The 12,057-nt window shown below is 60.2% G+C and carries 10 protein-coding genes and 1 tRNA gene; 7 read left to right on the top strand and 4 right to left on the bottom strand.

What is annotated here, in order from left to right; all coding sequences use genetic code 11:
- Positions 1-123: 123 nt before the first annotated feature.
- From ACTHUY_RS06185 to ACTHUY_RS06175, 3 genes are all read left to right on the top strand, one after another.
- Complete coding sequence (locus tag ACTHUY_RS06185) at positions 124-1,203, top strand: GmrSD restriction endonuclease domain-containing protein (RefSeq protein WP_441678145.1); 1,080 nt, start codon at positions 124-126, stop codon at positions 1,201-1,203.
- A gap of 214 nt (positions 1,204-1,417) precedes the next feature.
- Complete coding sequence (locus ACTHUY_RS06180) at positions 1,418-1,669, top strand: hypothetical protein (protein WP_441678143.1); 252 nt, start codon at positions 1,418-1,420, stop codon at positions 1,667-1,669.
- A gap of 111 nt (positions 1,670-1,780) precedes the next feature.
- On the top strand, positions 1,781-2,422 hold the full coding sequence (locus ACTHUY_RS06175; protein ID WP_441678141.1) for a restriction endonuclease: 642 nt from the start codon (positions 1,781-1,783) through the stop codon (positions 2,420-2,422).
- Between the two features lie 120 nt (positions 2,423-2,542).
- On the opposite strand, the gene ACTHUY_RS06170 is transcribed toward ACTHUY_RS06175, so the two are convergent.
- The 3 genes from ACTHUY_RS06170 to ACTHUY_RS06160 all read right to left on the bottom strand — a co-directional run bounded on the left by ACTHUY_RS06170 (position 2,543) and on the right by ACTHUY_RS06160 (position 4,999).
- Positions 2,543-2,618: transfer RNA gene (locus ACTHUY_RS06170), tRNA-Ala, on the bottom strand.
- 79 nt (positions 2,619-2,697) lie between these two features.
- On the bottom strand, positions 2,698-3,474 hold the full coding sequence (locus ACTHUY_RS06165; RefSeq protein WP_441678139.1) for a hypothetical protein: 777 nt from the start codon (positions 3,472-3,474) through the stop codon (positions 2,698-2,700).
- Positions 3,475-3,772: 298 nt separating this feature from the next.
- Positions 3,773-4,999, bottom strand: a complete 1,227-nt coding sequence (locus ACTHUY_RS06160) for a molybdopterin molybdotransferase MoeA (RefSeq protein ID WP_441678138.1) — start codon at positions 4,997-4,999, stop codon at positions 3,773-3,775.
- 104 nt (positions 5,000-5,103) lie between these two features.
- Here ACTHUY_RS06160 and ACTHUY_RS06155 point away from each other — a divergent pair, with 104 nt between their 5' ends.
- From ACTHUY_RS06155 to mscL, 4 genes are all read left to right on the top strand, one after another.
- Positions 5,104-5,721, top strand: a complete 618-nt coding sequence (locus ACTHUY_RS06155; RefSeq protein ID WP_441678137.1) for a 5-formyltetrahydrofolate cyclo-ligase — start codon at positions 5,104-5,106, stop codon at positions 5,719-5,721.
- Positions 5,722-5,912: 191 nt separating this feature from the next.
- Entirely contained in the window at positions 5,913-6,230 is a 318-nt protein-coding gene (locus tag ACTHUY_RS06150; protein WP_441678136.1) for an FmdB family zinc ribbon protein, read from the top strand.
- Between the two features lie 235 nt (positions 6,231-6,465).
- The gene (locus ACTHUY_RS06145; protein ID WP_441678134.1) at positions 6,466-7,080 is read left to right on the top strand and encodes an SAF domain-containing protein; all 615 of its coding nucleotides are present in this window, start codon (positions 6,466-6,468) and stop codon (positions 7,078-7,080) included.
- Between the two features lie 27 nt (positions 7,081-7,107).
- Positions 7,108-7,521, top strand: a complete 414-nt coding sequence (gene mscL / locus ACTHUY_RS06140) for a large conductance mechanosensitive channel protein MscL (protein WP_441678132.1) — start codon at positions 7,108-7,110, stop codon at positions 7,519-7,521.
- 199 nt (positions 7,522-7,720) lie between these two features.
- Here the strand turns inward: mscL and ACTHUY_RS06135 are convergent, their stop codons facing one another.
- Positions 7,721-12,019: a hypothetical protein gene (locus ACTHUY_RS06135; RefSeq protein ID WP_441678130.1), complete on the bottom strand. Its 4,299-nt coding sequence runs from the start codon at positions 12,017-12,019 to the stop codon at positions 7,721-7,723.
- Positions 12,020-12,057: the final 38 nt, after the last annotated feature.

Below are 12,057 nucleotides of genomic sequence, written 5' to 3'. Positions count from 1 at the left end.
TCCGATTTGTGCCGTTCAACATAAATGGCGTCGTATCGGCCTTTAATCCCGGAATTACGCCCGCGGTGACGCCTACATTGAAAGTGTAGATAACTTTTCAGATTGAATCGATGGGGACCGGTAGTGAAGAAGCGTTGGTGGGTTTTAGGTACTGTTGCCGTGATCGGAATTGGCGGCACACTCACCGATGGCGAAGAGATCGACGATCTCGATGCAGTAGCCGAGGAAACCACCGCTGTTGTTGATGTGACCGAAGAGGTCATCGAAGAACCAACGGAACCCGAGGTCGAGGAGACCACCCCGGAACCTGAGCCGGAGCCAACTCCAGCACCCACCCCTACAACGACGGGGCCTCCTGAAGAGACCGTTGTCGCTGCCGAGGACGTTCCCGACGGCGACCTCGCCATTGATGTTCTTGAAACGCTCGAAGTTAAAGGCCGCGCGCCGAAGACCGGTTACGACCGGGATCAGTTTGGTCAGCGCTGGGCCGATATCAACCGTAACGGTTGCGATACTCGCAACGACATCTTGGACAGGGACCTCACCGGCAAGACTTACAAGCCCGGCACCCGTGACTGTGTCGTTCTCACCGGGACTCTCATCAGCCCGTTCACGGCCGAGACCATTTCCTTCGTACGTGGTGAATCAACTTCCTCCGAAGTACAGATTGACCACGTTGTCGCCCTATCCGATGCTTGGCAGAAGGGTGCTCAACAGCTTTCCCTCGATGATCGCGAACGGTTCGCAAACGATCCGCTTAATCTTCTCGCGGTCGACGGCAGTAGTAACGCACAGAAGGGCGACGGCGACGCAGCTACCTGGCTCCCCAAGAACAAGTCGTTCAGGTGCGAGTATGTTGCTCGCCAGGTCTCCGTCAAAGCGAAATACAACCTGTGGGTGACATCCGCAGAAAAAACGGCAATCTCAAATATCCTCGGTAACTGCCCAGGACAACTCATCCCCGAACCCTCCGGCATCGCACCCACACTGGATCCTGCAGACGTTCAGCCGGCAATCGAAGCGGCACCAACAACTCCCGTAGCAGAGCCCACCACCAATCCCGCTCCGGCAGCTCCTGCCGAGGAGGTCTACTACGCGAACTGTAGCGAGGCAAAAGCAGCAGGAGCGGCTCCCCTCTATAAGGATGACCCTGGTTATCGAGAGAGAATGGATGGCGATCGGGACGGTATTGCCTGCGAGTGAGGTGACAGATCGGTGCCGTTTACTAGTAGCAACTGGGAGACCAACACCGGTCACATGTGAGATTATGCAGCACGCTTCTGGTCTATGAGCAGACATCGAAGCTACCAGTTTCCCGCAATACAGTCCTGAAAATAAGGAGCCAATCCTGTGGCGAAGAATCAAGTTACAGAACCCAAAGCATGGCTGGTTCGTGGTTCCAAGGATGTTCAGGTGGATGCTCGACCACGGGTACACCGGCGTTGGCTTCCGTGAGATCAGCGATCTGAGACAGGCACCTGATCTTCAAGCCATGAGGCACCTTGTCACGAGGGAAATGCCCGGTGAGAAGAAGGGTGCGATAGGGAACTATGCGGCCCAGCTCAATGCCTTTGCGAACAAGATTGCCATCGGTGACACCGTCGTACTACCCCGTACGCGTGATGGAATCCTTGCTTTCGGCATCGTCACCGGCGAGTACGAGTACTAGCCTTACGGTGACGGATTGAATCATGTTCGGCGGGTGAGATGGGAACGCCCCGACGTGGTTCGTAGCGCAATCAATCAAGACCTTCTTTACTCGCTAGGCGCATTCAGCACCATGTGCCAAATTAGGCGCAACGACGCAGCCTACCGCCTCGGTCACATCCTTGCTGGCGCCGACACTGATCCCGGTGCTCGTCCAGATACCCTTCTCGCTCTACCTAAGGCCGACACAGAAGTAGTTGACAGCGACGAAGCAATTGCCTCTGACGGGCAAGACATTATTCGCTACTCCCGAGACCGGATCCTAGCTCGAATCCGAGAGAAGTATTCCGGTCACTCGCTACAGAACCTCATTGCTGAAATCCTGCGGGCCGAGGGCATGACTTGCAAGGTCTACCCGGAGGGTCCTGATGGCGGGATCGACATCATCGCCGGATCTGGAGTCCTTGGCATTTCGGCACCGACAATCATCGTGCAGGTGAAGTCTCAAACAACTCCCGTTGGCTCCGAGGTACTGGATCAACTAGGCGGCGTGATTGGGCAACATCGAGCGGACCACGGACTGCTCGTCGCCATGGGAGGCTTGACTGCACCAGCCCGAGCAAAGGTAGACGCACAACAGCTTATGGTTGCTGTCTGGGACGGTGAAGAAGTTCTTGACCGCCTACTTGAGCACTACGAAGTATTGTCCGATGAGTTGAAGAAGGTTATTCCTCTACGCCGTGCATGGTTAATTGACGAAAGCGAAACGGACTGAGAGCCGCTGAGAATACCTCATACAAAATGCCTGGCCGCAGTATATTCGCGGAGCCTCACCATAGGTGATCCTGCCCGTCAGGAAACAAAAACACCGCCTCATTTCAAGCGGTGTCTGGTTTGGTGGAGCTACGGGGATTCGAACCCCGGACCTTCTCATTGCGAACGAGACGCGCTACCAACTGCGCCATAGCCCCTAGCTACCGATCAATAATATCAGGCCCCACATCCTCTTCTAAGGAGTGGGGCCAGTCTCGTTCGTCACTTATGGGGAACCTATGCGTGACGGCGGGCTTCGATGACGTCATCGAAGTTGAAGCTTGCGATAACAGGAGCAGCATCTGCCGACTGAGCAGAGGTAGCGCTCGTGAACTTCTCACCGAGCTGGGTGGGACGGTATGGGACAGCAGCCACCGGGGCTTCTTCGGGCTCAAACGGCTTCACGGTACGGCGTGCGAACGTCGGCTTCGGCGTGTAGGACGGCATAACCGATTCACGCTTCGGAGCCGGCTTCGGCTTCTCCTGGACCGGAGCTGCCTGGACTGTTTCCGGCGCGGAGGCGACCGACGGTGCGGATACGGAATCATTGGCGGAAAGGCCAGTCTGCGCGGAGGCCATTGACTCGGCCGACGCTGCGGAAGCGGCCGATGCTCGGCGGGCTTCCTGGACGCGGCGCGGTGCGCGCTTCGAGGCGGCGGGCTTGCCCTTGCGGTCCTGTGCGCGAGCCGTGGCCGAAAGCTTCTCGAGCTTGGCGTCGAGCTTCGCGATCTGAATCTGGTCCTGGTGGTTGAGTTCGCGTGCGTCGATCAGCATCTTCCCGTAAAGGCCGGCACCGATGGCGGTGAGGACCGTGGGTACGATGCCGAGGACGATCGTCAGGCTGGTTGCCGCGACAGCAATCCAGGCGATAAGGGAGACGAGCACGGCAGCACCGAGGCCCATGCCCAGTGCTTTCATGCGGGCGGTGCGCTGGGATACCCGGGCGCGTGCTCGGGCACGGCTGGCCGCGAGCGTACGCAGATTGGTTGGATCAACCCGTCGCTTGGCGCTCATTCTCGACTCCACTCTCGGAAGGATAGATCCGTGATTCACTGATCGCGATGACGACCAGCGGTCCACGGAGTTAACGACGCGAAGATTCTCGGATTCGCTCTCGGCAATGGGGGTGGCGAGTGCGACTCGCGTCCTCCAAGAGAGTGCCGGGTACACGACAGCCACCAAAACGATAACTGCCGCGAACAGAGCGTATCCCTGAATCTCCACAACTTAAACCTAAAGTGTCTTGACCACATATATGGACAGGACCAGCGGAGTGTTGCCCAAACTCACAGGGAAATTTGAGGTATATGAGTCAGTCGAGGATGAGACAGCTCAGTTCGTCACCCACTGCGATAGATTCTGTCTCCGGCGGAATGACCGCGAGCGCGTTGGCACGCACCAGTCCGTAGAGCAATTCTGCGCCCGGAAGCCCGGTGGGTTCGAAGCGATAGCCCTCGGAGGGCCTGCCGGTAACGCGTACCGGAACGTACTCTTCCAGGCCAGCTTTCGAGGACCATGCCCTGACCGCTTCGGCTTTGATCGTCCTGCGGTTCGTGGTCGTATGCCCGACTGCTTTGCGGAGGGCCGGCCGGATGAAGAGTTCGTAGCCAAGAAGAGCAGCAACGGGGTTACCGGGAAGGCAGTAGATGGGAACCGATACGTCGGTCCCTTCGAGTTCGATCCGGCCAACTCCGTACTGGTGAACCGGGGTCATGGCAACCCTGTCGAACCGGACGGTCCCAAGCCCGCCGACTACGTCCTTAACCGTGTCCCCTCCCCCGAAGGAAAGGCCGCCGGTCGTGATGATGACATCGGATCGAACAAGCTGGTCCTGAAGAGCGTCCCGCAGTTCCTTCTGGCTGTCGGGCACCCTGGGTACGCGGAAAACGATGGCGCCAAGTTCGGAGATGGCGGTGGCGAGACCGTGGGAGTTCGCATCGTAGTACGTGCCGGGATGGCCGGACCTGCCCGGTTCGACAAGATCGTCACCGATGGAAAGGATGGCTACTCGGGGAGCCGGCTTAACCGAAACGGTGCCGAGACCCGCTGCGGCAAGAATGGCGATTTGTCGCGCCCCGATCCGGGTGCCCTTCTCCAGGGCAACAAGACCAGCCTCAAAGTCCTCAGCCTCGCACCGGAGATTTTCCCCGGGCTCGACCGACTGATTAATATTGACGCGAGCTCGCCCACCGTCGGTGGCTTCGATCGGCACAACAGCGTCAGCACCCCTGGGCAGGGTTGCTCCGGAGGAGATGCGGATGGCGGAGCGCGGTGGCAACACGTCGATGCTGTCCGTGCCAGCAAGGATCTCTCCGACAACGGCAAGGCCAACCGGTGCTTGTGGTGAAGCACTGGCTGTTTCGGCAGAGTGGACAGCGTAGCCGTCCCGCGCCGCGGAATCTGCCGGTGGAAGGCTGACTGTCGCAATCGCATCTCGAGCGAGGACGGATCCCACCGAGTCCGCGAGGGGCACGTCGAGGGCGGGGATGTCGGTGAGGACCGCAAGGCAATCCTCGATATGAGTTGACACTGGTTTCACTACTGCCTCCTGACACCAAGCGTAGTCGGTCCACACCTTCCGACGCGCGTAAGTTACCAGCGCAATTACTCGCCTGAGCATGTGAAAAGTGAGATAATTGGGCCATGACCACTTACGAAGTGGCACTGCCCGATGTTTCTGACTTCGACATTGTCGATGCCAAGCAGATGATCCGTAGCGTTCTCCGTGATCGCCGGTCAAAGTTGACCGCGAAAGATCTCAGCAAGTATGCCCCCGCATTTGCGGAGACCATTACCGAGTTCGTGGCAGATGCCAAGACCATTGCGATGTACGTGTCCGTCAAGAACGAGCCCGATACCTATCTGGCTCTCGATACTCTCAGCGAACTCGGTGTTCGCATCCTGCTCCCCAAGCTCGGGCCGGGCCTCAACCGGATGTGGGCCGAGTACGAGTGCGACGACCTGGTGAGCGAAGCTCCCGGTCGCCCGCCCTCACCGAAGGGCGATCCCCTCTCTGCCGAAGTCATCGAAGAAGCCGATGTCATCATCGTCCCGGCCCTCGCCGTCAACCAGTCAGGTACCCGGCTCGGCCAGGGTGGCGGTTGGTACGACCGGATGCTGAAGCAGAACGTCACCGACAAGGTGGGTGCACTGATCTACCCATGGGAGTTTGTGTCAAACCCTCTCCCCTATGACGAACAGGATGTCCGCGTCCCTTGGGTTCTCCAACCCGGGACGATCACCAAGGTAGAAGACAACTGACTTGCCACTACTCTCGAAGGCGGCGCTCCCTAAATGAGAACCGCAAGAGGGATTCAGGGCCGGACTCAAAAGGGTCCGGCCTACTGCTTTCCCGGGGCATCCAGTGTCATCCCCGCCACGACCCGGGTTGGGAGCCCTCGCAGTGGAGTACGATAACTTTTCGTAGATCCCTGTCCAACGGAGTAAATCACGTGCCCACTTATTCGTACCGCTGCAAGGCATGCGGAAACGCGTTCGATATCCACCAGTCTTTCACTGACGATCCGCTGACCGTCTGCGAGGCCTGCGGCGGAGAGCTCAGGAAGCTCTTCAACTCCGTTGGCGTTGTTTTCAAGGGCTCAGGCTTCTACCGCAACGACTCCCGATCAAAGTCAAACGGCCTCACCGCCACGGATTCGAAGAGCTCCGACTCTGCGCCTGCTAGCTCAACCAGCACCAGCTCTTCCACCGAGTCATCCAAATCATCGGCTTCGTCCGGTGGTTCGTCGGCCAGCACGGCCGCCGGCTAAGGCCTAGCCCTCAGCCGGTAGCACCAATTCCATCTCTGGTTAGCCAATGGCTACCTCGATATTTCTAAAGTGGCCCGCCTCTACCGGCGGGTCACTTTGTCTCTGCACCCACTGCTCTCGTGACGCCTCCTCGGGTACCTACCTCCCCTTCCACAGGTAACCGCCTCACCCCTCCGATCCACAGGGACACGTGCACGGAGGCGGCAAGCACCGATCACGTCCTTACCATCTGGTTATGTCTTCCAGACCTCCGATGCGAGCGGTACTGTGGCGGTGGCGCAGGCTTATTACCGCCGCTCTTCTTGCACTCTGCCTCGCACTTGTTGTTTCCGCTATTGGATCTTCCGGCCGGGTTCTTCCAACGGAGCTTCTTGTGGCCGCAAGCGATCTACCTGCTGGGCATCGTCTTACCGAGGACGATGTGCGGAAGATTCCGGCCCCTGCCGGGGTTGTTCCAGAAGATCAGGCAATCGACATGGCATCGGGCCAGCGTCTTTCGATCTCGCTTCCCGAGGGCACGCCAATCACCCAGTCGATGCTGATCGGCCCAACCCTCGTTGATGGCCTTCCCGAAGGAACCGTTATCGTTCCCGTCTACCTCTCAACACCGGCCGAGCTAACACCGGCGGGTTCAAAGGTAGATCTGTGGTCTTCCGATGAGACCGGCACAGCGATCCTGGCCGCGACAGACGCAACAATCCTGGCATTCTCCGAGGTCGACGCATCGTCGGGATTCCTGTCAACCGGTGATAATCTCACATACGCCTATGTTGCGATCGACGCGGAGCAGGCTACATTAGTCCTTGGCATTAGTGCACGGACGCCTCTGCTGGCAGTCCTGCACAGTTGAGTCGTCCTTCTACGAAAGGACTATCCCATGATCCAGGGATTTAAAGAATTCATCTCCCGAGGCAATGCCATCGACCTTGCTGTTGGCATGGTTATCGGCGCAGCCTTCACCGCTGTTGTGACCGCTCTCGTTGAGCAGGTCATTAACCCGCTGATCGGCGGCATCTTCGGTGAACCCAATTTCGATGATGTTGCTGCGTTTACGATCGGGGATGCAACGGTGAAGCCCGGCGCTGTTATCACCGCCCTTGTTAGCTTCCTCCTGGTTGCTCTCGCCCTCTACTTCTTCATCATCCTCCCGATGAACAAGCTTGCTGAGCGCCGCAATGCTGGTGTTGAGGAAGCGCCGGCAGCGGACGCCGATGACGTTGCTGTCCTCAAGGAGATCCGCGACCTCCTGATCGTTCAGAACGCTGACGGTGGCGAGGGCCAGAACCGCTAGTCTCAGCCCCAGTGTGGGGGACGTTCCGCCAGGATCTCCCTATCGCGCTGGGATAATCCACTCTTCTTTTTCGTCTCCGCCCGTTCCGGTGTCCGCCGGACGGGCGGATCGTCTTTGTGGAGAGCTTCCTCGGGCGTCTTGATTTCGCCCCGCTCTAGCCTCTCTCGGTCAACCCGGGAGAGGTAGACCGCACGCTTCTTCACAGGCGATCGCCCTCGTCGTTGTGAGCAGGCCGATCACCGTCGGCAGGCTGTTCCCCGCCGAACTGTGCACCGCCGAGGTCATCTCCACCCGGCTCTTCGCCATTCTCTGATGTCACGACAGCAGGACCAACCTGCCTGCGGACGACGTTGCGGAGTACAACATCAACCTGGATGCCGCGACGGCGCAGGTCAAGTTCGGAACGGAGGGCGTCAACGACTTCGTCTTCGCTGCGGTTCTTGCCGTCACTGATAATCCAGGCAACAAGATCATCGAGCTGATCGTCGGAGTACGCCGCGAGCGGCATACCCGGAGAGACCTTCGGGCGTGGCCCGCGGGGCCGACCCTGAGGTTCATCCAGGTCATCGTCGATTGTTGTCAGATCCAGGTGAGCCGGGATGTTCTTCCCGGTCTTCTTCCGGGAGGCTGCTTGACGCACCTCGTCGCGGACAGCATCAACCGACGAGATGATCCGTTCAATTTCGGCTTGGGGATCGAAGAACACGGAGGTGGTGACAGTGGGCACCACCCGCCATCCCCGACCCGACAGCATCGCGGGCCAGAACTGGTCGCGCCTGCGCAAGGACTTCTCTTCCGCGTATCGCTCGTTATCGATCGTGACGGCGGTTGCCCAGGTTCCCGGGATCTCATCGTGGCCGGCGACGAGAGGGATCGAGAGCGACTCTCCCCTGCGGTAACTCACGCGAGCACGGTAGCCGCGTTCTTGAAGGCGCAGGGCCAGGTCGCGCAGAAGCGCATTGCCTTCGCCCTCGGCCGGATCCTCGGCAGGCGCCTGCTTCCGGTAGGCCTCGAGCAGGTCAACGAGCAGAATCGAGCCGGGCGTTCCGAGCCTGTTCCGGTCAATGTCGGAGGCCTCGAACGAGGAAATCATGGTGAGCGACTTGCGGGGCGACTCGAGTGCCGAAACAAGACCCTCAACGCCAGCCGGGGTCGACAGGTCACCAAACGAGTGCAGTACCCTGCCGTGAACGGTCTTGCCCAGGCCCACTGTCAGGATGATGTGGTCCCTGCGCAGTGCCGTGTTGGACATGGCGTCCACGACGGTGAACGGTTCCTTAACCGTGGGATCCGTGAGGTCCCCAAGCGCCGAGGAGGTGCGAGCAACGGAACGGATCGATGCACGGATCCTCTCCGCGTGTGCCGCGTTCAGCGAAATCACGCCGACGGACTCGCCCGGCCTCGAAAGCGCCAGGTCAACAACGGCCTCAACAACCGCCTCGACTTCCTTCTCGGGGCCTTCCACGAGTCCCGACTTCGGTCCGGGCACTCCCGTGCCCTCGACGACCTTGAGCTTGGGCATGGGGCGGGTGGGCGCTCCCGGGTACACGGCAAGATCGGTGGAGAAACCGTTGCTCGACAGGAAGCTTGCCGTCATCTCATCATGCTTTGAGGACAGTGTGGGCAGGCTTGCCACGGGAAGAATCTTAGACAGGGCCGAAACGGCCTCACCGCGGCTCTGGAGACGGCCGGCAACAACGAGTGTACCGCCACGCAGAATTGCGGGAACAAGCTGTGCCAGTTCGACATTGTCGATGCCGTCGAGGATGACAACATCCGCCCACTTCATGGGAGGAATGAACTGCGCAACGGTTACTGCTGACATTGCCCAGACGGGGCGAGCGGCCTGAAGTAGCTCGCCGTGCCTGGCGATAGCATCCCGGAGCCCGGCCGCACCGTGTTCGGCCAGATAGGAGTCGACCTCGAGGGTCTGGTCCTTCTTCTTCGTGATCTTCGACCTCATGTTCGAGACCACGGCACGGTTAATATACTGAGGCATTGACTCCACGTGTTCACGATCCTGCTGAACAACGCGGGCCACAAGATCATTGGCACGGGTTCCCGCACCGGCCGCGAGCGCGGGCGTCGAGGAGAACATGTGCTCGAAGACGGAGGCAAGGTGGGCCGCATGAAGTTCGCTCCCAGCCTTGTCGGCAGGGATGGACCTGTCGGTCAGATCCGCGTAGAGCTCGGTTAGGCCGTCCTTTTCGATCTCGCCGCGAAGCGAATTCCTACGCGGCAAATCGGCAAGGTCCCCGGATTCCCTGGCGAGCGCCTGGCAGCGCTTACGTAGCTCGGCAAGCGGAATAGCGGTGAGCTCCCCGCCGTCGGGCAGGAATTCCATGACCTCGTCGATCTCGGCACGGACCTCACCGTAGGTGGAGCGTAGCTGGCTCATTCCTTCCGGGATTGAGGGCCACGAGCCGGGCTCGGCGAGAAGGCGCCACTGTTCGCGTTCCCTTTCGACCTTGCTGAGGGAGGCGTGGAGGTCGGTGACTTCCTGACCGGCACGGACCATGTCGCGGGCTTCCTTCTTCAGGTGCCTGCGTTCCGACATTCCCATGGTGGCCCCGCGGCTGTTCCGCCATTCCTTCGATGCCGTGGCAATCAGCATGTCGGCCACGGAGCGTTCGTAGATGTGGGGGCGGAAGGTATCGAGTGTGTCGGAGACTTCGGAGAGGAGCTCAAGCTGCTCAGCCCAGTCATTGAGCGTCTCGGCCTTGCGGAGCCCGGTTTCGGCGGAGGCCCGTTGCACCTGGTCGAGAAGAGCGGGAAGGCTGATGTCGGCAAGGTGGGTGACCCGCTTGTGTGCAGCGGTGGCGTCCTCATCCGTGAAGATCGTGGAGCGGGCCCACGGGTTGGATTCGGATGCTCTGCGATCGAGGCGGAGCGCCTCGTCGAGGCGGGCCGCGGCCCGTCCGCGTGCTTCCTCATCGGACAGCGCGGTAACAACGTCTTCGCTGAACCGCACCTTCGTCTTCGCTCCGTCTTCTTCCAGCGACATCTCAACAATCTGAGTGAGCAGCTGGTAGGCGGATACACCCCACTTGGGTGAGGTTTCATGGAGTGCCGACATGAACTCAACGAGGGCTTCACGGTCAGATTCGAGCTGAGCATTGCGCTCGGAGACGGCCTCGGCGTCAATTGTTGGCGACTTAAGTCGCATACCGGTGCGCAGGCGCATCGGTACTTCGGAGACCTTGCCGAAGTCAGCAACGAGATCGCCAAGTCCCATGATGTTGAGCTGGCCGGTGAAGGCCCGGTGAGCAGAAGAGTTGCCGTACAGGTAGAGGACAGACTTACCGGAGGCGGCAATATCTGATGCGATTGAGGCAAGGACGCGCCTTGGGGACGTGCCCGGAGCCGAGTCAATAAAGACGGAGGTGCCACCGGCAACCGCGTCAACAATATCGAGTTCGGTAACATCGAGCTGGCCGGCACCGCGCTCTTCCTGGGGTGAGCGATCGTAGGGATCGGCCTCGATCTGCTCGTTGCTCGGGGTTTCGGAAACGAGGCGGGCAATGAGCCGGGAACCGCGGATCCTCGGCTCCATCGTCACCAGGTCGTCGTGCAGGATCGCGGACGGGGAGGAAGCAAGGGCGAGGAGCGTGACACTCCGGTATTCACAGCCGGGCAGGTAGACGCGCGCCAGCTCCCGCAGGCGGGCCAGCGCCGATTCCTGGGTCTCCGGGTCGTGGGCGAGGGTGCGGATCTCAGCCACGGCTTCCACGGGTGCGCCGTGACGGCGCAGGGCACCAAGCACGGAAGAGGAGATATCGGCTTCGTGGCCGAGGGTGAGGACGGGATCCGCTGCTGTCGATGCGACGACATGAACAACGCGGCGGAGCGCGGGTTCCGTTACTTCAATGATCTGAGGGCCAGTTGGTTCCTCGGAGACCTCTTCGGCATCGTCGAGGGAGATTTGACCGGTCTCATCGAAGGCCGCTCCCAGTTCAACGTCATCAGCGTTGTCACCCGGCTCGGGTTCGGAGGCAGACTGCTTCTTGGGGCGGATCTCCGACCATGTGAGGGTCCCCATGACGAGGGAGATCGGGGCCGAACCGTAGGACTCTTCCAGACTGCGTTGCTTTTCAAGGAGCGCATTAATCTTGGTTCGCGCCCTGCCCTGGGTTTCCGATTCGCGGAATACCGACGTGAGCGGGGTGGGGCTGCCTGAATAGAACTGGGCTGCACCCGTCGGGTGGAGACTCGACAGGTCAAGAACCGTTGGTTCGTCGGCGGAGAGAACAATATCGTCCGTCTTCAGTGACAGGCTTTCCCGCCACTGCGCGAAAGCTTCGGTGATCGCAGCGTACGCCGCGTCCGTTTCCTCGTCGAGGCTCCTGTCGAGAGCCGGTGCGGGACGCTCCGGCTCCACTGGCAGAGCATTGTCCAGGCTTGGCGAGGCGGTGGCCTCGATCGGGGAGGTCGCCGATGGTTCGGCGACCTTCTCGACCGGCTGGGAGCGCTTCTTGCGGAAGAATGATATGGGACTCACCCCTTTACCGTACCCATTCTTGACCCGCACATCGGTTA

Source organism: Flaviflexus sp., assembly GCF_052087705.1.
GTDB lineage: Bacteria > Actinomycetota > Actinomycetes > Actinomycetales > Actinomycetaceae > Flaviflexus > Flaviflexus ciconiae.
Note: the sequence above shows the minus strand (reverse complement) of the source record. Positions and strands in the feature narration are given on the sequence as shown.

Bases quoted from the DNA above. Each gene is read 5' to 3' on its own strand.
- ACTHUY_RS06180 (WP_441678143.1), top strand. From the start codon at position 1,418: ATGCTCGACCACGGGTACACCGGCGTTGGCTTCCGTGAGATCAGCGAT.
- ACTHUY_RS06175 (WP_441678141.1), top strand. From the start codon at position 1,781: ATGTGCCAAATTAGGCGCAACGACGCAGCCTACCGCCTCGGTCACATC.
- ACTHUY_RS06165 (WP_441678139.1), bottom strand. From the start codon at position 3,474: ATGAGCGCCAAGCGACGGGTTGATCCAACCAATCTGCGTACGCTCGCG.
- ACTHUY_RS06155 (WP_441678137.1), top strand. From the start codon at position 5,104: ATGACCACTTACGAAGTGGCACTGCCCGATGTTTCTGACTTCGACATT.
- ACTHUY_RS06145 (WP_441678134.1), top strand. From the start codon at position 6,466: ATGTCTTCCAGACCTCCGATGCGAGCGGTACTGTGGCGGTGGCGCAGG.
- mscL (WP_441678132.1), top strand. From the start codon at position 7,108: ATGATCCAGGGATTTAAAGAATTCATCTCCCGAGGCAATGCCATCGAC.